Annotated in this window: 18 protein-coding genes; 7 read left to right on the plus strand and 11 right to left on the minus strand. The window is 71.2% G+C overall.

From position 1 onward, the window contains the following. Positions 1–268 precede the first annotated feature (268 nt). Positions 269–3,139 carry a LamG-like jellyroll fold domain-containing protein gene (locus ACBJ32_RS15550; RefSeq protein WP_375127298.1) on the plus strand — a complete coding sequence of 957 codons (2,871 nt, stop codon included), beginning with the start codon at positions 269–271 and terminating at the stop codon, positions 3,137–3,139. Between the two features lie 36 nt (positions 3,140–3,175). Here ACBJ32_RS15550 and ACBJ32_RS15555 read toward each other — a convergent pair whose 3' ends face one another. Beyond that, entirely contained in the window at positions 3,176–3,859 is a 684-nt protein-coding gene (locus ACBJ32_RS15555) for a sulfite exporter TauE/SafE family protein (RefSeq protein ID WP_375127299.1), read from the minus strand. Between the two features lie 113 nt (positions 3,860–3,972). Between ACBJ32_RS15555 and ACBJ32_RS15560 the strand changes: the two genes are divergently transcribed. After that, entirely contained in the window at positions 3,973–4,713 is a 741-nt protein-coding gene (locus ACBJ32_RS15560) for a neutral zinc metallopeptidase (protein ID WP_375127300.1), read from the plus strand. A 100-nt stretch (positions 4,714–4,813) separates the two neighbouring features. On the opposite strand, the gene ACBJ32_RS15565 is transcribed toward ACBJ32_RS15560, so the two are convergent. Next, entirely contained in the window at positions 4,814–6,238 is a 1,425-nt protein-coding gene (locus tag ACBJ32_RS15565; protein WP_375127301.1) for an FAD/NAD(P)-binding protein, read from the minus strand. A 248-nt stretch (positions 6,239–6,486) separates the two neighbouring features. Between ACBJ32_RS15565 and ACBJ32_RS15570 the strand changes: the two genes are divergently transcribed. Next, complete coding sequence (locus ACBJ32_RS15570) at positions 6,487–7,707, plus strand: LuxR C-terminal-related transcriptional regulator (RefSeq protein ID WP_375127302.1); 1,221 nt, start codon at positions 6,487–6,489, stop codon at positions 7,705–7,707. Between the two features lie 160 nt (positions 7,708–7,867). Here ACBJ32_RS15570 and acnA read toward each other — a convergent pair whose 3' ends face one another. Next, on the minus strand, positions 7,868–10,600 hold the full coding sequence (acnA, locus tag ACBJ32_RS15575; RefSeq protein ID WP_375127303.1) for an aconitate hydratase AcnA: 2,733 nt from the start codon (positions 10,598–10,600) through the stop codon (positions 7,868–7,870). Between the two features lie 146 nt (positions 10,601–10,746). Beyond that, positions 10,747–11,475: a metal-dependent hydrolase gene (locus ACBJ32_RS15580; protein ID WP_375127304.1), complete on the minus strand. Its 729-nt coding sequence runs from the start codon at positions 11,473–11,475 to the stop codon at positions 10,747–10,749. 301 nt (positions 11,476–11,776) lie between these two features. Here ACBJ32_RS15580 and ACBJ32_RS15585 point away from each other — a divergent pair, with 301 nt between their 5' ends. From ACBJ32_RS15585 to ACBJ32_RS15595, 3 genes are all read left to right on the plus strand, one after another. Beyond that, complete coding sequence (locus ACBJ32_RS15585) at positions 11,777–12,532, plus strand: PadR family transcriptional regulator (protein ID WP_357868521.1); 756 nt, start codon at positions 11,777–11,779, stop codon at positions 12,530–12,532. A gap of 57 nt (positions 12,533–12,589) precedes the next feature. Then, positions 12,590–13,078, plus strand: a complete 489-nt coding sequence (locus ACBJ32_RS15590) for a DUF1707 domain-containing protein (protein WP_375127305.1) — start codon at positions 12,590–12,592, stop codon at positions 13,076–13,078. A gap of 90 nt (positions 13,079–13,168) precedes the next feature. After that, a complete protein-coding gene (locus ACBJ32_RS15595; protein ID WP_375127306.1) occupies positions 13,169–13,849 on the plus strand; it encodes a DUF6879 family protein in 681 nt (226 codons plus the stop codon). Here the strand turns inward: ACBJ32_RS15595 and ACBJ32_RS15600 are convergent. The 6 genes from ACBJ32_RS15600 to ACBJ32_RS15625 all read right to left on the minus strand — a co-directional run bounded on the left by ACBJ32_RS15600 (position 13,839) and on the right by ACBJ32_RS15625 (position 21,837). Then, a complete protein-coding gene (locus ACBJ32_RS15600; protein ID WP_375127307.1) occupies positions 13,839–16,301 on the minus strand; it encodes a glycoside hydrolase family 2 TIM barrel-domain containing protein in 2,463 nt (820 codons plus the stop codon). The genes ACBJ32_RS15595 and ACBJ32_RS15600 overlap by 11 nt on opposite strands. Before the next feature lie 10 nt (positions 16,302–16,311). Then, a complete protein-coding gene (locus ACBJ32_RS15605) occupies positions 16,312–17,187 on the minus strand; it encodes an ABC transporter ATP-binding protein (RefSeq protein ID WP_375127308.1) in 876 nt (291 codons plus the stop codon). Next, positions 17,187–18,128: an ABC transporter ATP-binding protein gene (locus ACBJ32_RS15610; RefSeq protein WP_357868509.1), complete on the minus strand. Its 942-nt coding sequence runs from the start codon at positions 18,126–18,128 to the stop codon at positions 17,187–17,189. The genes ACBJ32_RS15605 and ACBJ32_RS15610 overlap by 1 nt, the downstream gene beginning before the upstream one ends. Continuing rightward, positions 18,125–19,009 (minus strand): ABC transporter permease, encoded by an 885-nt coding sequence (locus ACBJ32_RS15615; RefSeq protein WP_357868506.1) that lies wholly within the window; start codon positions 19,007–19,009, stop codon positions 18,125–18,127. Before ACBJ32_RS15615 ends, ACBJ32_RS15610 begins: the two co-directional genes overlap by 4 nt. Next, entirely contained in the window at positions 19,006–20,001 is a 996-nt protein-coding gene (locus ACBJ32_RS15620) for an ABC transporter permease (protein WP_375127309.1), read from the minus strand. The genes ACBJ32_RS15615 and ACBJ32_RS15620 overlap by 4 nt, the downstream gene beginning before the upstream one ends. Before the next feature lie 78 nt (positions 20,002–20,079). Continuing rightward, positions 20,080–21,837 (minus strand): ABC transporter substrate-binding protein, encoded by a 1,758-nt coding sequence (locus ACBJ32_RS15625; protein WP_375127310.1) that lies wholly within the window; start codon positions 21,835–21,837, stop codon positions 20,080–20,082. A gap of 358 nt (positions 21,838–22,195) precedes the next feature. Between ACBJ32_RS15625 and ACBJ32_RS15630 the strand changes: the two genes are divergently transcribed. Beyond that, entirely contained in the window at positions 22,196–22,648 is a 453-nt protein-coding gene (locus ACBJ32_RS15630) for a lamin tail domain-containing protein (protein ID WP_375127311.1), read from the plus strand. 54 nt (positions 22,649–22,702) lie between these two features. On the opposite strand, the gene ACBJ32_RS15635 is transcribed toward ACBJ32_RS15630, so the two are convergent. Continuing rightward, positions 22,703–23,290 (minus strand): calcium-binding protein, encoded by a 588-nt coding sequence (locus ACBJ32_RS15635; RefSeq protein WP_375127312.1) that lies wholly within the window; start codon positions 23,288–23,290, stop codon positions 22,703–22,705. Between the last annotated feature and the right edge of the window lie 75 nt (positions 23,291–23,365).

The raw sequence follows: 23,365 nt of genomic DNA on the forward strand, positions 1-23,365 counted from the left end.
GTTTCTGGTAACAATCCAGAAACGCCACCTCAACCTTTTCGACGCATGGGAGCCGAGGTGGGAGAGCAAGGCCTGGCGGGCGCGGTCGACCGGGACGGTCCGCCATCGGCGCCGTCCTCGTCGAGCCGCCCGCCCCGCGTGGCCGGTCACACATCCGTGACGTCCACATGTGGACACGACTCGTGACAAACCCCCCCGGCATCTGCGATACATCGATCAAGGCCATTCGGCGTGCGGGGACGCTGTCGTTCACCCATCTGGGGGTTTCGTGAAGCGCCTTTGCAGCGCCCTGGGCACCATCCTGCTCGTCTCCGCCGCCCTGATCGCCGGGAACGTTCCACCTGCGGCGGCCTTACCCGCGCAGTTCCAGAAACAGACGGTCTTCAGCGGCCTGAACCACCCGTCCAACATCGAGTTCTCCCCCGACGGGCGGGTGTTCGTGGCCGAGAAGAGCGGCCTGATCAAGGTCTTCGACTCGCTCACCGACACCACGCCGGCCACCTACGCCGACCTGCGCACCCAGGTGCACAACTTCTGGGACCGCGGCCTGCTCGGCCTCGCACTGCACCCGGACTTCCCGTCCGATCCCCGCATGTACGTCCTGTACGCCTACGACGCCGTCCCCGGCGGCACCGCGCCCCGCTGGGGCACCCCGGGCGGCACGGACGACCCCTGCCCGACCCCGCCCGGCGCCACCGCCGACGGCTGCCTGGTCACCGGCCGCCTGTCGGTGATCTCCCCCGCCGGGGCCGAGACGCCGTTGATCACCGACTGGTGCCAGCAGCACCCCAGCCACTCCGTGGGCGACCTGCAGTTCGGCCCCGACGGCACGCTGTACGCCTCCGGCGGCGACGGCGCGAGCTTCAACTTCGCCGACTACGGCCAGGACAACCTGCCCGCCTCCGACATCACCCCGGACAACCCGTGCGGCGACCCGCCGTCCCCTGTCGGCACCGCGCTGACCCCGCCCGCCGCCGAGGGTGGCGCGCTGCGCTCGCAGGACGTGCGCACCGGCGCCGACCCGGCCGGACTGGCCGGCACCGTCATCCGGATAGATCCGGACACGGGGGCTGCCGCGGCGGGCAACCCCAACGCGAGCAGCACCGACCCCAACGTCGCCAGGATCGTCGCCCACGGCCTGCGCAACCCGTTCCGCATCACCAACCGCCCCGGCACCGGCGAGATCTGGTCCGGCGAGGTCGGCTGGAGCACGTTCGAGGAGATCAACCGGGTCGCCTCGCCCACGACGGCCGTGGCCAACTTCGGCTGGCCCTGCTACGAGGGCGCCGGCCGCCAGGCGGGCTACGACAACCTCAACCTGACCCTGTGCGAGAGCCTCTACACGGCCGGCGCCGCCGCGCACGCCACCCCGTACTTCGCCTGGAACCACAACTCCAGGCCCGCCCCGAACGACCCCTGCCCGACCGGCGGCTCGTCCTCCAGCGGCGTGGCCTTCTACGAGGGCGGCGACTACCCGGCCGCCTACGACGGCGCGCTGTTCTTCTCCGACTACAGCCGCTCGTGCGTCTGGGTGATGACCGCGGGCGCGAACGGCCTGCCCGACCCCGCCACGGTGGCCTCCTTCGACTCCGGCATCCCCGCGGTGGAGCTGGAGACCGGCCCCGGCGGCGACCTGTTCGCCGTCGACTACGCCAACGGCACGATCGTCCGCTACATCTACGACAACACCCCGCCCGCCGCCGTCATCGACGCCACGCCCGCCTCCGGCGCCGCCCCGCTCACGGTGAACTTCTCCGCCACCCGCTCCGGCGACGCCGACGGCGACCCCCTCACGTACGCCTGGGACCTGGACGGCGACGGCGAGCTCGACGACTCCACCTCGGCCACCCCGTCCTTCACCTACACCCAGCCCGGCTCCCCGGTGGTGCGGCTGCGGGTCAGCGACGACCGCGGCGGCCAGGGCGACACCACCGTGACGATCAACGTGGCCAACACCGCGCCCGCGGCCACCATCACCGCGCCCACGGCGGCCACCACGTGGGCGGTCGGCCAGTCGATCGCGTTCTCCGGGGGCGGGAGCGACGCGCAGGACGGCACGGTCCCCGGCTCGAGCATGCGCTGGGCGCTCATCATGCACCACTGCCCCAGCACCTGCCACGAGCACGAGATCACCACGTACACCGGCGCGAGCGGCTCGTTCCAGGCACCCGACCACGAGTACCCCTCGCACCTGGAGCTGCGCCTGACCGTCACCGACTCCCACGGGCTGACCGACACCGAGAGCGTGCTGCTGCAGCCCAGGACCGTGGAGCTGACGTTCACCTCCGCGCCGTCCGGGCTGCGGCTGGGCTTCAACAGCGAGCAGGTGGCCACGCCGTTCACCCGTACCGTCATCGTCGGCTCCGGCAACTCGGTCTCGGCGCCGTCGCCGCAGGCCGCGGGCGGGCAGAGCTACGCGTTCGCGTCGTGGTCCGACGGCGGGGCCGCCACGCACCAGGTGGTGGCGCCCGCGACGGCGAGCACGTACACGGCCGCCTACACGCTGGTGCCGCCCGCGGGCGGGCTGGTGGCCGCGTACGGCATGAACGAGGCCTCGGGCAGCTCGGTCGTCGACTCCTCCGGCAACGGCAACACCGGCACGGCCAGCGGCACGAGCCGCACCTCCAGCGGCAGGTACGGCCGGGCGCTGTCCTTCAACGGCCTGCTGAGCCAGGTCAACGTGCCGGACTCCGCCGGCCTGCGGCTGACCACCGGCATGACGCTGGAGGCATGGGTGCGCCCGTCGAGCGTCAGCGGCTGGCGCACCGTGGTCATGAAGCGGCACTCGGGCGGCCTGGCGTACGCCTTGTCGGCCGGCGCGCCCGACCAGCGGCCCCATGCCCGCGTCCACACCACCGCCGCCGCCGACCTGCCCGGCACGGCAGCGCTCCCGGTCAACACGTGGTCCCACCTGGCGGCCACGTACGACGGCTCGCTCCTGCGGCTCTACGTCAACGGCACGCAGGTGGCGCAGCAGCCCGTGACGGGCCCGATCCGCACGGACGGCGGCGCGCTCAGGATCGGCGGCAACGGCCTGCTGAACCAGGTCTTCAGCGGCCAGATCGACGAGGTGCGCGTCTACAGCCGAGCCCTCACCGCGGCGCAGATCCAGACCGACATGAACACGCCGGTGAGCTGATCCGCCGAGGCCCGGCGCGGTGCGGCGCGCCGGGCCTCACATGGCGGCGATCACGTTCTGCGCAATCAGCCCCACGGCCGACAGCGCCGCCACCGTCAGCACCGCCACCCGCACCCTGCCCCCGTCGAGGTAGCGCCGCAGCGGGCCCGACACCAGGAACCCGAGCACCATGGGGACGACGAGCACACCCCCGGCCAGCAGCGCCTGGCCGGGCAGCTCCCCCACGATCTGGAGGATGACCAGCGACTGGGCCGCGCTCAGGAAGAAGAACATCGCGAGCGTGGCCCTGATCTGGGGCCCCTTGGCGTTCTGGTAGACGAGCGCGATGGGCGGCCCGCCGATGCCGGTGGCGGTGCCGGTGATGCCGGAGACGAACCCGGCCGAGGTGATCGTGTACCCGTTGCGCGGCACGCTGAGCGCCCTGGCCGTCAGCGCCACGGCGATCAGCACCATGACGGCGACGAAGATGCCCCTGGTGTAGACGGAAACGTAGACAATGATGACTGCGGCGATGGCGCTGCCGGGCAGCCTGCCGATGAGCGCGAAACCGAGGCCGCGCCAGTCCACCCGCCGCCATTCCCCGGCCAGGGTGAACAGCGGGAGCGTCAGGTTGACCACCTGGATCGCGCCCGGCATGAGGTCGGGGGCCAGCATGGTGAGCACGGGTGCGGCGACCAGGCCCAGCCCGAATCCGACGCCGCCTTGGACGATGGCTCCCACGAAAACCGCCAGGCTGCCCACAATCAGCATCAATGCCGCATTTGTCATGCATGAGAGTCAACCATCGCCATTCGATGGTCCCATCAGCGCTCCATGGCTCTACGCTGCTGACCGTGGCATCCTCACCCCTCCTGTCCGCACTCCTCGTCATCGCGCTCCTGTCCCCCCAGAGCGCCCACGCCGCCACTGCCCCGTTCCCCAAGAAGGCCGGCAAGCTGGCCGTCACCGCCTGCCCCGAGAGGCCGCTCAGCTCCGGCGGGATCCCGCGTACCCGCGAGTACCTCGACACGGTCGTGAAATGTCTGGACAAGTCGTGGTCGGCGTATGTCGCGCGCACCGGGCTGCGCTTCGAGCGGCCGGCCGTGCGCCACGCCGAGGAGGGCACGGTGTGCGGGGTGCCGATCGCGGACGTGGACGCCTTCTACTGCCACCCCGCCAAGACCCTGGTGTTCCCGCTGACCGGCCGCTGGATCGAGGGGCGCACCGACCTCTACCCGTTCAAGGTCGCCGCCCACGAGTACGCCCACCACCTGCAGACCCTCACCGGCGTCCGCCGCTCCTACGAGGCCCGCCACCGGGCCGAGCCGGACACCCGCGGCGAGTTGCGACGCCGGTTCGAGCTGCAGGCCGACTGCCTGGCCGGGGTGTTCATGGGCAGCGTGCGCGCGTCACTCGCCCGTACGGGCGAGGACTGGTCGGCCCTGTACGAGACGGTACGCGCCAGCGGCGACGACGGCGACCGGCGCAGCCACGGCAAGGGCGCCGGCCGGGCCTACTGGTTCAGGCGCGGCACCACCACCCTCTCGCCCGCCGCCTGCGACACCTGGTCGGCGCCCGCGGCCAAGGTGTCCTGAGGCGTCACGCCGGCGATGAAGGAGCGCGGCAGGGCGAAGAAGCGCTCGCCCTCGGTGCCGGGTGGCCGGAGCGTTCGAACACCTCCAGGCGCGCGCCGCCTCAGCCGGTCAGCGCGCCGGCGAGGCGGGCGGCCCGGGCGGCGAGGCCGGGGATGCTGGAGGTGATGAACGACCCGCCCCCGGCCAGGTCCCCCAGCACGTGCAGGCGCGGGTCGGCGGGGACCAGCCCGCCCGCCGGGTGCAGCGCCGCCAGCCCTTCCGCGAGGAGGGCGGTGACCAGCGGTTCCGCCGCGCCGGGCACGGCCTGGGGCGGCGCGTTCACGGCGTTGACCGCGACGTCCACGCCCAGGTCACCGCTGTCGGCCCGCACCCGGAACCCGCCTTGCACCGCCTCGATCTTGCGTACGCCGGCGACGACGGAGAGCTGCCCCGACTCGAACAGGCGCAGCAGGGCGGCGGCGTTCACTGGCACCATCGGCGAGGCCACGCCGGTGGCCAGGCGGGCGTGCCCGCGCAGCCGCTCGCGGTCGGCCTCGGGCAGCAGCCGCCACGCGAACGGGCCGACGATGTGCGCGGCCTCCTGCAGCACCCGCCGCGCGATCCCGGGATCGCCGACGGCGGCCAGCTGCCGCCGCAGCCGCTCGACGGGCGGCTCGGAGCCCGCCGACAGCAGCTCCTCCGTGAAGCCCGCGAAGTCCTCGCCCGCCTCCTCCAGCTCGGCCCGCAGCAGCCCGGCCAGGTCGTCGATGGTGACGGCGCCACGCTCGCGCAGCAGCGCCTCCACCCGCTCGACGGTCAGGTGCCGCCGCTGGTGACCGAGGGGGCGCTGCCAGACGGCGGGCAGCATGCCGCTGCGCGAGACGAGGGCGATCCGCCCGGTATGACCGCGTGCGGCGAGCGACACGACCACGTCGACGGCCGTCAGCCCGCTGCCGATCACCGCGACACCGGCCTCGCCCGGCACCCCGTCGAGCGTGTCCGCCAGCGGGTACGGGTCGGCGACGAACCCGGGAGCGCCGCCCAGCCCGTAGTGGTCCTGCGGCGTCCCCACGCCCACGCACACCACGACCTGGTCGGCCAGGTGCTCGTGCCCGTCCGCGGTACGCACCTCCAGCCGCGCCCCGCCGCCGGCACGGCCCACCGCGGTTACGCGGGAGGCCACGACGCGGGTCCGCCAGCCCCGTGCCCGCAGCCGCGCCAGGGCCGCCTCGGCGGTCTCGGTCAGGTACTCGCCGTAGCGGGCGCGCGGCAGCAGCGGCTGTCCCAGCAGCTCGTCCAGGTGGGCGGCGGCACGCTCGGGGCCCAGCCAGGCGGCGTAGTGCCCGGAGTCGGAGCCGCGGATGGACATGATGGCGGGCGGCGCGTTGACCAGCACGCTGTCCAGGTCAGGCCCGTACGGCCGGCCCCGCCACGGGTTCGTGCCCGGCTCGAACACGGTGACCTCCGCCCCCTCCGCCTCGCCGACGGCCAGCGCGTCCAGCAGGCCGACCGCGGCGGCACCGGCCCCGATGATCGCGATATGCACGGCGTTCTCCTTCGTCTGCGTATTTGTCCGAACGACCGCTCCGAGCCTCGCGGACGGCGTGGCCGCGCCCCATCCCCCGCCCGCGGCCGATCGCCCGGGGAATGACCCCCTCAAACGGGGGGTTGGCGCAGGAGGGATGTCCAGGCAGGCTGGCCCCGGAAGAAGAGGCGGGGCCGCGAGACCGGCAGGCCCCGGAGGAGAGGCAAGGCCGCCCTCGGAGAAGGACGCGCCCGGCAGGAGGAGGCTCGATGACCCGCCCGCACCGTCACGCCGAGGTCCTGACAGCGGCCGAGCGGGCGGCCGACGCGCTGGAGTGCTTCAGCCGCGCCTCGGCCCGGCTGCGGCGGCTGATGCCGTTCGACGCCGCCGTGTGGTCGGCGACCGACCCGGAGACGGGTCTGGTGACCGCGCCCATGCTGGTGGAGAACCTCGGCTCGGGCGAGGGGTGCGGCGCCTACTGGGAGAGCGAGCTGCTGGAGGAGAACGTGCTGCCGTTCCGCGACCTGGCCCGCGCCGCCGTGCCCGCGGCGGCGCTGCGCGCGGCCACCGGCGGCCTGCCCGCCCGCAGCGCCCGCTTCCGCAGCCTGCTCGGCGGCCAGGGCATCGACGACGAGCTCCGGGCCGTGCTGCGGACCGGGGGCCGTCCGTGGGGCTCGGTGAGCCTGTTCCGCATGCGCGGCGCTCCGGCGTTCGGGCAGGACGACGTCGCGCTGCTCGCCGAGCTGTCCGGGCCGCTCGCCGACCGCCTGCGCCGCTTCGCCGGCCCGCACGACCCGGACGGCGGGCGCGGCCGGAGCGGCCAGAACGGCGGGGACGGCCCGAACGGCGGGAGCGGCGGGCGCGGCCGGGGCGGCCCGAACGGCGGGAGCGGAGGCGGCGGGAGCGGAGGCGGCGGGGGCGGAGGCGGCGGGGGCGGCGACTCGGCGCCCGATGGCGTGGGCGGCAACTCCGCGCCGGGGCTGCTGCTGTTCGACGAGAACGGCGAGGCCACGTCGATCAACGAGGAGGCGCGGGCTCATCTCGCGTCGCTGCCGGACGGGCCGTCCACGCCGTCGGCGCTCGGCGTCCGGCTGCCCATCTGGCTGGTCGGCACGGCGCTCCAGGCGCGGGCCATCGCCCTGGGCCGCGACCGCGGCAACGCCCGCATCCGCCTGCGGACCCGCGACGGGCGGTGGCTGACCTGCCGCGCCTCGTGCCTGAGCGGCTCGGGTGGGCGGCCGGGCCCTGTGGTGCTCGTCATCGAGCCCGCGGCCCCCGCCGACCTGGCCCTCATCGTCGCCCAGTCGTACGGCCTGACGCCGCGCGAGTTCGAGATCGCCCAGCTCGTGGCGCAGGGCCTGGCCACCTCGGAGATCGCCGCGGCGCTGTTCATCTCCCCGCACACCGTCAGGGGCCACCTGAAGGCGGTCTTCGGCAAGGCGGCCATCTCCAGCCGTGGTGAGCTCGTCGCGCGGCTGTTCGCCGGGTAGTCCCTTTCGACAAGGCAAGAGCCGCCTCGCGGGGGGTGTCCCGCGGGGCGGCTCTCTGGGTGTCGGGTGGTTCCCCCGATGCGGGGCGCGTGAGGATCGCGCCCCAACCCCCGCGTTCCCGCCCGGCTCATGACCGGGCGGGGACGCGGGAAGACCTACCTCACTTGGCCAGCAGCGAGCGCAGCACGTACTGCATGATGCCGCCGTGCCGGTAGTAGTCGGCCTCGCCCGGCGTGTCGATGCGGACGACCGCGTCGAACTCGACGTCGCCGGCCTTCACGTGCACGGTCCGCGGGATGCCGGTGCCCTTGTTGAGCTCCTCGACGCCGGTGATGTCGAACGTCTCCTCGCCGGTCAGCCCCAGCGCCTCGGCCGAGCCGCCCTCGGGGAACTGCAGCGGCAGCACGCCCATGCCGATCAGGTTGGAGCGGTGGATGCGCTCGTACGACTCGGCGATGACCGCGCGCACGCCCAGCAGCGCCGTGCCCTTGGCCGCCCAGTCGCGCGAGGAGCCGGAGCCGTACTCCTTGCCGGCCAGCACCACCAGCGGCGTGCCGGCCGCGGCGTAGTTGACCGAGGCGTCGTAGATGAACGACACGGGGCCCTCGGGCTGGGTGAAGTCGCGGGTGTAGCCGCCCTCGGTGCCCGGCGCGATCTGGTTGCGCAGGCGGATGTTGGCGAACGTGCCGCGGATCATCACCTCGTGGTTGCCGCGCCGCGAGCCGTAGGAGTTGAAGTCCTTGACCTCGACGCCGTTGGCCTGCAGGTACTGGGCGGCGGGGGTGCCGGCCTTGATGGAGCCGGCCGGCGAGATGTGGTCGGTGGTGACCGAGTCGCCGACCTTGACCAGCACGCGGGCGCCCTTGATGTCGGTGACGGGCTCCGGCTGCTCCGGCATGCCGTCGAAGTAGGGGGCCTTGCGCACGTAGGTGGAGTCGGGGTCCCACTCGAACGTGTCGCCGGTCGGGATCGGCAGCGAGCGCCAGTGGTCGTCGCCCTTGAACACGTCGGCGTAGTCGCGCTCGAACATGTCGCGGCCGATCGAGGAGTTGACCACCGCGGCGATCTCCTCCGGCGCCGGCCAGATGTCGCGCAGGTAGACCGGCTCGCCGTCGTTGCCGAGGCCGAGCGGCTCGGTGTCGAGGTCGAGGTCCATGGTGCCGGCCAGCGCGTAGGCCACCACGAGCGGCGGCGAGGCCAGGTAGTTCATCTTGACGTCGGGGTTGATCCGGCCCTCGAAGTTGCGGTTGCCGGACAGCACGGCGGTGACGGCCAGGTCGTTGGCCTGGATGGCCTCGGAGATCTCCGGCAGGAGCGGGCCCGAGTTGCCGATGCAGGTGGTGCAGCCGTAGCCGACGAGGTTGAAGCCGATCTTGTCGAGGTACGGCTGGAGGCCGGAGCGCTCGAAGTAACCGGTGACGACCTGGGAGCCCGGGGCCAGCGAGGTCTTGACCCACGGCTTGCGGGTCAGGCCCTTCTCGACGGCGTTGCGGGCCAGCAGGGCCGCGCCGAGCATGACGAACGGGTTGGAGGTGTTGGTGCACGAGGTGATCGCGGCGATCGAGACGATGCCGTGGTCGATCTCGAACGAGGTGCCGTCGGCCAGCGTGACGGGCACCGGCTTGCGCGGCCGGCTGCCGTCGGCGCTGGCGTTGGAGGCGGGCGCGTCGGAGGCCGGGAAGGTCTCCTCGCCGGCCTCGTCGACGCCGTCGGCCACGTAGTTCTGCACGTCGTGCCGCCAGGTGGCCTTGGCCTGCGACAGGACGATGCGGTCCTGCGGGCGCTTGGGGCCGGCGATCGACGGGACGACGGTGGACAGGTCGAGCTCGATGTACTCGGAGAACTCGGGCTCGGGCGCGGACGGGTCGAGCCACAGGCCCTGGGCCTTGGCGTAGGTCTCGACGAGGGCGATCTGCTCCTCGGAGCGGCCGGTCAGGCGCAGGTAGTCGACGGTCTGGCCGTCGATCGGGAAGATCGCGCAGGTGGAGCCGAACTCGGGGCTCATGTTGCCGATCGTGGCCCGGTCGGCCAGCGGCACGGACGAGACGCCCTCGCCGTAGAACTCGACGAACTTGCCGACCACGCCGTGCTTGCGCAGGATCTCGGTGATGGTCAGCACCAGGTCGGTGGCGGTGGCGCCGGCGGGCAGCTTGCCGCTGAGCTTGAAGCCGACCACGCGCGGGATGAGCATGGAGATCGGCTGGCCGAGCATCGCGGCCTCGGCCTCGATGCCGCCGACGCCCCAGCCGAGCACGCCGATGCCGTTCTCCATCGTGGTGTGGGAGTCGGTGCCGACGCAGGTGTCGGGGTAGGCCTTGCCGTCGCGGATCATGACCACGCGGGCCAGGTGCTCGATGTTGACCTGGTGCACGATGCCGGTGCCGGGCGGGACGACCTTGAACTCGTCGAAGGCCGTCTGGCCCCAGCGCAGGAACTGGTAACGCTCGTGGTTGCGCTCGTACTCGCGCTCGACGTTGCGCTGGAAGGCGTCGGGGTGACCGAAGTAGTCGACGATGACCGAGTGGTCGATGACCATCTCGGCCGGGGCGAGCGGGTTGATGCGCGAGGCGTCGCCGCCGAGGTCGCGCACCGCCTCGCGCATGGTGGCCAGGTCGACCACGCACGGCACGCCGGTGAAGTCCTGCATGATGACGCGGGCGGGCGTGAACTGGATCTCCACGCTCGGGGCCGCGCTGGGGTCCCAGTTGCCCAGCGCACGGATGTGGTCGGCGGTGATGTTGGCGCCGTCCTCGGTGCGGAGGAGGTTCTCCAGCAGGATCTTCAGGCTGTACGGGAGACGTGCGGCGCCCTCGACGGCATCCAGCCGGAAGATCTCGTACGACGCGTCGCCGACGCGGAGCGTGTCACGGCTGCCGAAGCTGTTCGCGGACACGGTGATTCGCCTCCTCCATAGACAGGTGTTCAGACAGAATCCTGCCGCACTACGGAAGCAGCCAGCACGTTAGGTAACCCTAACCACCTGGCCCCGCGGCAGGTTGTCTCGACGTCAAGATATCCCCAGAATATCTCGACATCAAGTTAAACCGGCGCCAGCCGCCAGAACAGCAGGCCGATGATCGCCACCGACAGGATCGGCGCCAGGATCTTCTGCTCGAACTTCCTGCCCGTCTTGATGCCGATCTTCCACGGCAGCACGAACTTGGCCCCCAGCGGCCACAGCACCGGGCACCCTCGCTCCGTCATGCAGTCGCCCACGACATGCATGAGGCAGCCGGCTCCCACCGCCAGCCCCAGCCAGGCATAACCCACGTCGAGCGACATGAACACGGCGTACAGCCCCGCGGTCATGCCGATGTTGACCATGACGGAACCGATCTTGTTGCCCGGGATGCCCACGCCGATGGCGCGCAGGGCCAGGCCGATGAGCAGCACCACCATGATGTCGCGGCCGATGGGATAGGCGTTGGCGAGCCAGTGCGCCCCGAACCCGAGCGCCACCGCGAACGCCAGCGAGTGCGTCGCCCCGCGGTGCCCGCCGCTGATCCAGGAGACGAACTTGCTCAGCCCCCACGTCAGCGGCCCGAACGTCTGCGCGATCGTCGCGCTCGGATGGTCGAGGTCGGGCAGCATCGCGGCGCCCGCGCAGATGAGCGCCCCGGCGATCAGCTCCGCGGGAGTGAGCGCGGTGGCCATGATCCCCGTATCGATGAAACGGGAGGATTCGTTCAGCAGCGGTAGTGCCGCCAGTGGCGGAGCCAGCCCCAGCCAGGCGATGGCCCCGGTCATCGCGTGAGTGTGCCCCATCATGATCGGGACTGTACGGCAAAGAAGCTCTTTACGCGCCGAGGCGTGCCGCGCCGCCGTACACCTGCGACCCCGGACCACCCGCAAACGCAGACGAGGTCGTCTCCGCGGCGACAGCACCCCCCAGCCCTGCCGACGCGGAACGACCTCGTCTGCCCTGAACAACGACGTCCTCCCCGATCCTGTTCCCGGATTCCGCAACTTTTTCGTGATCTGGCTCACTCCTCGGCGAGGCTTGCGAGCAGAACACTACCGATATATCTTTGACGCATCGAGAACAGATCGCGATATAGGAGGAAATCCCATGACGCACCACTTCGCAGCGAGCGGGCCCTGGCCCGGCGCCCACGAGTACAAGCGCGCGCTCCGCGAGACGCTGCACGCCATGAGCGACGCCTTCGACCAGGTCGGCGAGCAGTTCGGGCGCGGCGTCCGCGGCGAGGGACGCGGTGGTGATCGCGGCGGCCCGCACGACCAGCGACATCGGGGCAGGAGGGGCGGGCCGGGCCCGTTCCCGTTCGACTTCGGGCGCGGCGGCCCGTTCGGCCCGGGCGGGCCGTGGGGCGGCGGCCATCGCGGCTGGGGCGGCCGCGGCCGCAAGGCCAAGCGGGGTGACGTGCGCGCCGCGATCCTGGCCCTGCTCTCCGAGGAGCCGCGCAACGGCTACCAGATCATCCAGGAGATCGCCGAGCGCAGCGAGGGCGGCTGGAAGCCCAGCCCGGGCGCCGTCTACCCGGCGTTGCAGCAGCTCACCGACGAGGGCCTGGTCATCTCCGAGGAGAACGAGGGCCGCAAGACCTTCCGGCTCACCGAGGAAGGCCGCGCCTACATCGAGGCGCACGCCGACGAGGTGCGCGCCCCGTGGGACGAGATGCGGCCCGACATCGACGACAACACCGCCGATCTCTGGCACATCGCCCGCCAATCGGCATTCGCCATGATGCAGATCCTGCAGACCGGAAACGACGCACAAATCCGCGAAGCGCGTAAGACTCTGGTTGAGACCCGGCGCAAGCTGTACCAGATCCTGGCCGACGGCGACGACCCGGGCGAGGAGTGATCGATGGCCGGCGTCGCACCGGACAGCCGCCGGTTCGGGGAGAGCGAGGAGCCTGGGATGGACCGCAACGATCTCCGTATCGGCGACGCCGAGCGCGAGCAGACGATGGCCGCCCTGCGCGAGCACTTCGCGCAGGGCCGCCTGACCCACGAGGAGCTCGACGAGCGCCTCGACAGCACGCTGGCCGCCAAGACGGCCCGCGACCTCGCGCAGGTGACGGCCGACCTCCCGGGGCAGGAGCCGGCCTACCGTGAGCCCGCCTCGCCGTACGGGATGGGCGACTGGCACGCTGCCGCGCACGCCCACCGGGCGCAGATGCAGGCCATGCGCCACGCGCAGCGGGAGATGCACCGCGCCGCCTGGATGGCCAGGAAGCACGGGCACGGGCACCGCCGCGGGCCGCACCCCATCCTGCCCGTCCTGGGCGCGCTCATGGTGATCGGGCTGATCGTGGGCGGCTTCGGGATCTTCAAGGTGCTGTTCGTGGTGTGGCTGGGGGCGATGGTGTTCAGTCTGGTGCACCGGCGTTTCCACCACCGCGGCTGAGGGCCCCGCCCTGATCGTTTTTGGGCCTTGACCCTGTCAGGGGCCCACCTGATGATCTGGGCGGGCCTTCGACGCGAAAGGGACACCCACATGGCCGAGCAGGGCCTTCCGGTCCGCCTCACGAACCCGTTCGCCGCCGTCGCGGGTGCCGGCGGCGTCGTCATGGACGTGCCGGAGTACCAAGCCGGGTTCGACCGCGACCACGCGGCCTGCGCCGAGCCGATGTGGAAACTGGAGCGCGCGCAGGACTTCTACGAGCCCGACGTGGCGAGCTGGCGGGCCATGATGGACGGCGACTGGGAGCGGTCTCTGGCCCTCGTCCACGCCATGGCGGGCCCGCTGTCCGACTACTTCCGCCGCTACCAGCCCGTCAGGCGGTTACGCGTGGCCGAACTGCCGGTCACCCCCTATTTGCAGTGGGAGATGCACGTCCTGGCGCTGCGCGCCGCGGCGGGCTCCCCCTGCCGGGTGGTGCCCGCCGCCCGCGTGGCGGACCTCGATCCGCTGCCGGAGCTGGTGATCTTCTCCCCGTCCCTGATGTACGAGGTCCTGTACGACGAGTACGGCGGCGGGCGCGGCGGCCGCCGGATCACCGATCGCGACGTCGTCGAGCCCTGCCTGCACGCGGTCCGCACCCTGTTCGACGAGGGCGAGGACGTGCGCGACTTCCACGAGCGCGAGATCGTGCCGCTGCCGCCGCCGACGATCACCGACGAGATGCGGGCCGCGCTGCCCGCCTACGCGCACCGTACCGAGGAGTTCAGGATCTGACCTCCTCGTTGAGGCATCGCAGGACCGGGAAGCGGGTCAGCGCGCCCGGGTCCAGCTCGCGCCCGGTGGTCACCTCGAAGACGGCGCTCTGCCCCGGCAGCAACGTGACGAGCTGGTCGTCCACGCTCGCGGCGGGATCGAGCCGGTCGGGGAAGAGCGCCAGCTCGCGCAGCACGCTCGACGCGGTGATCGTCACCCGGTAGCCGCCCGGCGAGCGCTCCACGTGCGCGTCGTAGGCGGCCGGCGGGTAGGCCACGGCCGGGTCCTCGGCATAGCCGCGCACGATGCTCACCCCGCCGCCCGCCCCGGCGCTCACCCCGCCGCCCGCCCCGGCGCTCACCCCGCCGCTCACCCCGCCGACCACGCCGCCGCCCGCCCCGGCGCCCGTGCCGCTGCCCGTTCCGCTGCCCGCGCCGTCCAGCCGGGCCGTGAGCAGCTCGCGGGCCGGGTCGTCGGGCTCGGCCACCGACGGCGGGAGCGCCACCCTGAGCACCGACCTGGGCGCGGCGTGCACGGCGACGACCTCCTTGGCCAGCGGCCGGCCGTCGAGACCTCTCCGCTCCAGGCGCAGCTCCCCCGACCAGGGCTCGTCGGTGTCGTTGACCAGGGCCGCCTCGCCGTCCTGGACGGTGATCAGCCGGTCGGCGTAGGCGCGGCGCAGCGCGTACCACAGCGGTTTGCGCCGCCCGTCGCCGTCGACCGCCGACCAGGACGTGACCGGCCAGCAGTCGTTGAGCTGCCAGACGATCGTGCCCATGCAGTGCGGCATGAGCGCGCGGAACCGCTCGATGCCGAACGCCATCGCACGGGCCTGGTTGAGCTGCGTGAAATAGTGCCAGTCGTCGAACGTCTCCGGCCGCGGCAGATGGTCGCCGAGGCCGCGCAGCAGCTTGGCCTGCCCGTCGACGGCCTTCTGGTGGGCGGAGCCGGGCGTGAGCGGCTCGTCGGAGGAGGCGCGGCGCAGCGTGGCGTAGGAGGGCGGCCCCTGGAAGCCGAACTCGGCCACGAAGCGCGGCCGGTAGGCGGCGTAGCGGCGGTAGTCCTCGCGGTTCCAGACGTCCCAGATGTGGATCGTGCCCCGGGCCGGATCGTTCGGGGGCAGGCCGGGGGCGCCCGAGTAGGGGCTGCCGGGCCAGTACGGGCGGGTGGGGTCCAGCTCGGCCACGATCGACGGCAGCAGGTCGTGGTAGTAGCCGGCGCCCCAGCTCCGCCCCGCCAGCTTCTCCCGCCAGCCCCAGTCGGCGTGACCCTCCAGGTTCTCGTTGTTGCCGCACCACAGCACCAGGCTCGGGTGCGCGGCCAGCCTGGCGACGTTCTGCCTGGCCTCGGCCTCGACCTCGGAGCGCAGCGGCTCCTCCTCGGGGTAGGCGGCGCAGGCGAACGGGAAGTCCTGCCAGACCAGCAGGCCGAGCTCGTCGGCCAGGGAGTAGAAGGCCTCCGACTCGTACAGGCCGCCGCCCCACACCCGCAGCAGGTTCACCCCGGCGGCCGTGGCCTGCGCGAACCGTTCGGCCAGGCGTTCCCTGGTGACGCGGGCGGGGAAGCAGTCGTCGGGGATCCAGTTGACGCCCCTGACGAACACCGGCACGCCGTTGATCGTGAGCTTGAACGCCTCGCGGTCCAGCTCGACGTCCCTGAACCCGATCCTGCCGCGCCACTCCTGCTCCCCGAGGCGCACGGTCAGGTCGTACAGGGGCTGCTCGCCGTGGCCTCGCGGCCACCACAGCGCGGGCTCGGGCACGCGCAGCTCCACCACACCGGCGCGCCCGTCCAGGCGGTGTTCCGCGGTGCGGCCGGCGATCCGCGCGGTGAGGGTGAGCGGCTCCTCGGTCGTGCGCTCGACGCGTACGTGCACCTCCACCCGGCCGTCGGCGCGGGCGAGCGGGCGCACCTCGGCCAGCCGGGCGCCCGACCAGCTCTCCAGCCCGATCGGCCGCCAGATGCCCGCCGTCACCAGGGTGGGACCCCAGTCCCAGCCGAAGTTGCAGGCCATCTTGCGGATGAACGGGTACGGCTCGTCGTAGGCGCCCGGCCGCTCCCCCAGCGCCGCCCGCAGCCCTTCCGCGTGGCCGTAGGCCGAGGAGAAGCGCACGACGAGCTCGTTGGCGCCCTCGCGCAGCAGGTGGCGGACGGGGAAGCGGTAGGAGCGGTGCTGGTTGGCGGTCTCGCCGATCAGGACGCCGTTCAGCGTGATCGCGGCGACCGTGTCGAGGCCCTCGCACACCAGGTCGGTGCGCTCGTACTCGTCCGGCGACCAGGTGAACGCCGTGCGGTAGGTCCACTCCGTACGGCCGATCCAGGCCAGCCGGTGCTCGTTGCCGTCCAGGTACGGATCCTCGATCACCCCGGCCGCCAGCAGATCGGTGTGCACGCAGCCGGGCACGCTCGCCGGGATCTCCGCCAGGTCCTGCGACGACAGGGTCCAGCCGCTGTGCAGCGGGCGGTACTTCAAGAAGCTCTCCTTAGCAGGTCTCGAGCTGGGCGCACGCCACGAGATGCCCGGGCTCGGCCTCGTACAGGCCGCCGGAGCCGCCCTTCTGGTGGTACAGGCAGGCCTCCACGGGCGCGGCGTCGTCCCAGGGCTCGTGCAGGCGCGGCACGGCCGACAGCAGCTCGCGCGTGTACGGGTGCAGCGGATCGCCGAAGACCCGCTCGGTCAGGCCCATCTCCACCACGCTGCCCTTGCGCAGCACCACCGTGCGCTCGGCGAGGTAGTTGCCCAGCGACAGGTCGTGCGTGATGTAGAGCACGCTCAGCCCCCGGGCCTTCAGCTCGGCCAGCAGGTTGAGCACGTCGATGCGGGTGGAGGCGTCGAGCATGCTGGTGATCTCGTCGGCGACCAGCAGCTTGATGTCCAGCAGCAGCGCGCGGGCGATGAGCAGGCGCTGGAGCTGGCCGCCGCTGAGCTGGTGCGGATACTTGCCGAGCACCTGGTCGGGGTTGAGCCGCACGTCGCGCAGGGCCGTGCTCACCCGCTCGGCCCACTCGGGCGCCGGCACGGCGGGGAAGTACGCCTCCTTGATCATGGCGAACACCCGGTCGGCCTTGAACACGGGGTTGAAGGAGCTGAACGGGTCCTGGAAGATGCCCTGGACGCGGCGGTAGTACTCCTTGCCGGAGCGCACCGGCAGGCCGTCGAAGGTGATGGAGCCTCTGGTGACCGAGTTCAGGCCGAGGATCATCCGGCCGATCGTGCTCTTGCCGCTGCCGCTCTCGCCGATCAGCGAGACGACCTCGCCGGGCACGACCTCGAACGTCACGCCCTTGACGGCCGCGACGCTCTTGCCGCCGAAGGCGCCGACCCGGAATTCCTTGGTGACGTCGTGGAGCTTCAGCATCAGGCCTTCCAGCAGGCTACGTGGTGGTCGGGGGCGAGCTCGGTCACCGGCGGGTCCTCGGCGCACTGCTCGCCCGCGATGGGGCAGCGGTCGCGGAAGCGGCAGCCGGCGGGCGGGTTCAGCAGCGACGGCGGGCTCCCGGCGATGCCTTCCAGTCTGCGGTCGGCGTAGCGGACGCCCACCGCGGGCAGGGAGTCGAGCAGCAGCTTCGTGTACGGGTGCCGCGGCGCCTTGACGATCACGTCGGCGGGCGCCTTCTCGGCCAGCCTGCCCGCGTACATGACCATGATCGTGTCGGCGATGTGGTGGGTGAGCGCGAGGTCGTGGGTGACGAAGATCATGCTCTTGACGTAGCCGCTCTCGCGGAAGCCGAGCAGGGCGCGGGCGACGGCCTTCTGGGTGGAGACGTCGAGCGCGGAGGTGACCTCGTCGGCGATCAGCAGGGACGGGTCCAGCAGCGTGGAGATGACCATCACCATGCGCTGCTTCATGCCGCCCGACAGCTCGATCGGGTAGCGGTCGAGCACCTCGCGGGGCAGGCCGACCTGCGACATCCGGCGTTCCAGCTCGGCGAGGTCGAGCGTGGCGCCGCGCGACCTGAGCAGCTCGGTCACCATCCTGCGGATCTTGCGGGTGGGGTTGAGCGCGCTCATGGCGTACTGCGGGATGAGGGAGACCTCGCGGAAGCGGAACTCGTTCATCGCCCGGTCGTCGTCGATGGGCAGCTCCCGGCCGTCGAGCACGACCGTGCCGCCCGTGCGGCGCATGCGCCCGTCCATGCGGATGAGCGACTTGCCCAGCGTGCTCTTGCCGCAGCCCGACTCGCCGACCAGGCCGATTATCTCCCCGTCGCGCAGCTCGAACGTCATGCCGTCGAGGGCGCGCACGTCTCCCTTGAGCGTCCTGTAGTGCACCTTCAGCTCGCTGACCTGCAGACTCATGTCTCCCTCAGTTTCGGGTTGAAGACCTCGTCGAGCCCGACGTTGGCCACGTACAGGGCGCCCACGATGGCCGTGATGGCCGCGCCGGGCGGCACGAACCACCACCACAGGCCGAGCTGGAGGGCGCTCCACTGGTTGGCGTTCTGCAACATCAGGCCGAGCGAGACGCCTTCGGTGGGGCCGAGGCCGATGAAGTCCAGCGAGGAGGCGATCAGCACCGAGCCGCCGAACAGCAGGATGAACGTCATGAACAGGTAGGAGCTCATGTTCGGCGCGATCTCCCTGGCGATGATCCGGCCGGTGCCCGCGCCGCTCATCCTGGCCAGGTCCACGAACTCCCTGGTACGCAGCGAGAACGTCTGCGCCCTGATCGCCCGAGCCGCCCACGGCCACTGCGTCAGCCCGATGAACAGGCCCTGCACGGCCACGCTGCGGATGCCCAGGTAGGCGTTGATGATCAGCAGCACGGCCAGCGTGGGGATGACCAGGATGACGTTGGTCAGCATGTTGAGGACCTCGTCCACGATCCCGCCGCGGTAGCCGGCCACGAACCCGACGAGCATGCCGATGACCGCCGCGATGCCGCCGCCGACCACGCCGACCGCGAACGTGCTGCGCAGCCCGTACACGAACTGCAGGAACACGTCCTGGCCGAACGTGGTGGTGCCGAACCAGTGCTCGGCCGAGGGCGGGCTCATGGGCTTGGGGCCGTAGTCGTTGGGGGTGCCGGAGAACAGCACGGGGCCGAACAGCCCCAGCAGGAGCAGCACGAGCACGATGCCGAAGCCGGCCATCAGCTTGCCGTTGCGCACCGCGAAGTACAGGGCCTCGCGCCGCACCCCGGCCGGCTCGCGCGGAGCGACTTCCTGAAGTGTCGTCATGCCTGCGCACCCGCCATTCCCGCCCTGGTCCGCGGATCGACCACGACGTAGACGATGTCGATGATGAAGTTGGCGATCAGCACGCCGAGCACGATGAACAGGAACGTGCCCTGCAGGAGGAAGAAGTCCTTGTTCTGGATGGACTTGAGGATGAGGCTGCCCAGGCCCGGATAGGCGAAGACGATCTCGGTGACCAGCGCTCCGGCCACCAGCACGCCCAGTTGCAGGGCCAGGCCGGTGATCTGGGGCAGCACGGCGTTGCGGAAGGCGTAGCGGCGGATGAGCCTGCTGGGCGCGCCCAGCGCGGACAGGTAGTTGGAGTAGTCGGACTCCAGCTCATAGATGATCATGTTCCGCATGCCGATGGCCCAGCCGCCCAGCGCCACCAGGAACAGCGACAGGAACGGCAGCGCCCAGTGGTGCAGCAGGTCGAGCACGAACGTCCACGACCAGTTGGGCCGCATCGAGAAGCTGTAGCCGCCGGCCACCGGGAACCACCCGAGTATCACGCCGAACGCCCAGGCCAGCAGCACGGCCAGCCACATGTACGGCATCGCCGTCAGCACGTAGCCCACCGGCAGCACGGTGTTGTCGAGCAGCTTGCGCCGGGCCGCGTACGCGCCGAACTGGTTGCCCACCACCCAGCTCAGCAGCACCGACGGCACGATCAGAGCCAGCGTGTACGGCACCGCCTGGGTGATCACATCGCTCACCGGCGTCGGGAACAGCCAGATGCTGACCCCGAAGTCCCCCCGCAGCAGCGCGCCCCAGAAGTTGAGGTACTGCTGCCACAGCGGCTGGTCGAGCCCGAACAGGCTGGTGTAGTAGGCCCGCATGGCCTCCACGGCCTCGGGCTTGGTGACGTTGGCCCGCGCGACCATGCTGGCGACCGGGTCGCCCGGCATGAAGCGCGGGATCATCCAGTTGACCGTGACGGCGACGAAGAAGGTCAGTCCGTAGATGAGCAGTTTCCTGCCGAAATAACGACGCACGTGTGTTGTCTCCGGGGAGTTCCCTCCGCCCCGGGGATACGCGGGGCGGAGGGATCGGGGGTTCGTCCGGTCGGCTCGTCAGGAGGCGGCGGGCTGGAGCTGCGTGAGCGTCTCGAAGCCGCCGAGCTCGAGCCAGTTGCGCCACATCACCGCGCCGGTCTTGGGCGCGCTGCCCGCCGCGGAAGGCCAGTTCTTCCACACGCTGGTGCTCGACTGCGCCCACAGGCCGTTGTACCAGAGCGGGATCACCGGCATGTCGTCGAGATGGATCTGCTGGAGCCGGGAGGTGATCTTCTGCATGCCCGCCGTGTCGTCGGTCTTGACCTGGTCGAGGTCCTGGACCAGCTTCCAGGCCTGCTCGTTCTCGTAGCGGGCGAAGTTGACGGTGTTCTGCTGCTTCTGCACCGGGAGCTGGAACATGTACTCGTAGTAGGTGTACGGCGAGTTCGACAGCTGCCGCTCGTTGTTGATGAGCAGGTCGAAGTCGCCCTTGGCGCGCTGCTCGACCAGCGCGTTGAAGTCGGGGAACTCCGGCGTGATCTGGATGCCGGCGGTCTTGGCGCTGGCGGAGATGGACCTGGCCGACTCCATCCAGTCGGTCCAGCCCGACGGCACGATCAGGGTCAGGCTGATCTTGGAGCCGTCCTTGTTCTCGACGTACCCGTCGCCGTCGGTGTCCTTGTACCCGGCGTCGGACAGCAGCTTCTTGGCCTTGGCGGCGTCGAAGGTGAAGCCGGAGGAGGAGACCACGTTCTGGTCGACGTACTTGTCCCACTGGGGCAGCAGGCCGGTGGGGCTGGCGGCCTTGACGAGGTTGCCGTACACGCTTTCGACGATCTTCTTGACGTCCACGGAGGAGGCCAGCGCCTTGCGGAAGGCCGGGTCGTCCATGGGCTTCTTCGTGGTGTTGGGCACCAGCCACGCGGTGTTGGCCGACAACATGTACGGAGGCTCGTTGTAGTACGTCGTCAGCCCGAAGTTGCCCTTGACCAGGTTGGCCACGCCGGGCAGGAAGTTGTTGCTGAGGTCCAGGCCCTTCTGCAGCAGCATGCCCATCGCGACCTCGTTGCTGGGCGTGGCGATGTCGACGATGTAGCGCGGCTTGGGCTCCATGTTCAGCGCCGTCTTGCCCCACCAGTCGTCGCGCCGCTGCAGGACCACGCGGTCCTGGTCCTTGCTGAGGAACTTGTACGCGCCCGTGCCCACCGGGTTCTCGTTGATCCCGTCGAGCACCTCCTTCTCCGAGCGGCCCTTCCAGATGTGCTCGGGGACGATGGAGCGGCTGTAGAGGTTGAAGTCCCACTGCTGGTAGTTGGCCTTGGAGAAGGTGAACTTCACGGTCTGGTCGTCCACCGCCTCGACGGTCTTCAGCCAGTCCCACAGGTGGTGGTAGGGGATGGTCTCCATCTTGCCGAGCTCGAAGGAGAAGACGACGTCCTTGGCGGTGAAGGGCTGGCCGTCCGACCACTTGATCCCGGGACGCAGCTTGACCTGGTAGGTGGTGTCGTCGGTCCACGAGCCGCTCTCGGCCAGCCAGCCGTTGAGCTTGGCCGCGTTGGGGTCGTAGTGGAAGAGCGTCTCGTACACCAGGCCCTTGGTGCCGACCGCCGAGTCCCACTCCCTGATCGGGTTGAAGTTCGGCGGCGGCCCCCACTGGGTGCCCGTGGTGTAGAGCGTCTCGTTGCGCGGAAGCTGGTCGGGGTTGGCACTGGCCGCGGCACCCTGGCTCTGCGGCTGGGAGGCCGGCGGGGTCGGCGTGGCTCCGCCACCGGAGCAGGCCGCGGCGAGCAGGCCCGCCGCCACGAGCGGAATCATGATCCGAGCCCGGTTACGCATCGTTTCTCTCCTTCCTCCGCGCCTGGCGCGAAGGGTACGTGCACCTGTCAGACCCCCGAATCGGCCTTGGGAGCGCTCCCAGCGCTGACGCAGAAAGCGCCCGCGCATAAAGGCCGGTGACCGATTTCTCTGTTCATCAAGCGCGGGCCCGGAAGGGCCTGCTGAACCGGATAAGTACCGCGAACGTAAATTCCGCGTGTCCGTACAGTCAAGAGCCGTGACGCTTTCGAGACGTGTCCCGGAAACGCTCTCCGAGCCCGCCGGCCAACCGGTTCGATCTCCGTCACCTGCCAACCAGGCGACGCGCTCCGCCGTCCTACTTCCGCCACATTCGCCACATTCGTGAAGGAACTCAACGGTGAGACTTGCCTCCACGCTCGCGGCGCTGCTCGCCGCCGCTGCGACGCTCGGCGCGACGCTGCCCGCCCAGGCCGCCGCCCCCGCCCTCCGGATCGTGACGATCTCCTACGACTCTCCGGGGGCGGACCGGCGCTCCAACAGCTCGTTGAACGCCGAGTACATCACCCTGCTCAACACCACGAGGAAGGCCATCGACCTCGAGGGGTGGAGCGTGCGGGACAAGACGGGCTACACCTACGAGTTCGGCGCCGGCGTGGTGCTGGGGGCCAGGAAGCGGATCACGCTGCGCACCGGGCAGGGGAACGACGGCACCAGCAGCGTGTTCTGGAACCGCAAGCAGTACGTGTGGAACAACGACCAGGACACCGCCTACGTGCGCAACCCCGGCGCCAGGCTCGTCGACTCCTGCTCCTACAAGGCCCGCAGCAACTCCGCCGCCGTGAACTGCTGAACCGCCCGGCATCGAGCGGCGGCGCTCCCGGCGGCCCGGGAGCGCCGCTTCGCGCTATTCGCAGAGCGTGACGGTCTCGGCGTCGCACTTGTCGGCGCCGTCACCGCCGTTCGCGCTGTCGGCGCCGTCGCCGCCGATCAGCACGTCGTCGCCCGTCCGGCCCGCGAGCCGGTCGTCGCCGGCCTCGCCGGCCGCCTGGTCCGTGGCCGTCCCGCCGAAGAACAGGTCCGAGCCCGCCCCGAGGACGACCCTCGACCGCAGCGTGGTCCTGTTCGTCAGCGTGTCGTTCCCGGCGCCCGTGTCGGCCACGATCGTGGTGACGCCATCGGCGTCGCAGACCGACACGTTCTTGGCGGTCGCCGTGCAGCCGGCGCCGGGGAACAGCAGCCCGCCGTCGTTCCTGACCACCAGCCTGCCGCCCACCTGCGTGATCGTGATCGCGTCGGCGGCGGCGTCCGCGGTGATCTGCAGCAGCGGCGCCGAGACGCTCACGTCGGCGGCGGCGTGAGCCGGTCCGGCGACGGCGAGCAGCGAGGCGGCCGCGGCGGCGGCCACCGTGGCGCCCGCCGTCAGCGCCCGCACCCCGTGCCGGCGCAGGACGGTGGCCCTCGACCGGCTGCCGGTCCCCCGTGTCGTACTCATACATCCCCCTCTGTCGGATGACAGGCCGCCGCGTTCGGCGGCCGAAGATGAGTACAGCTCGGAGGAGGGCCTGGG

The organism is Nonomuraea sp. GTA35 (assembly GCF_041950525.1).
Lineage (GTDB): Bacteria > Actinomycetota > Actinomycetes > Streptosporangiales > Streptosporangiaceae > Nonomuraea.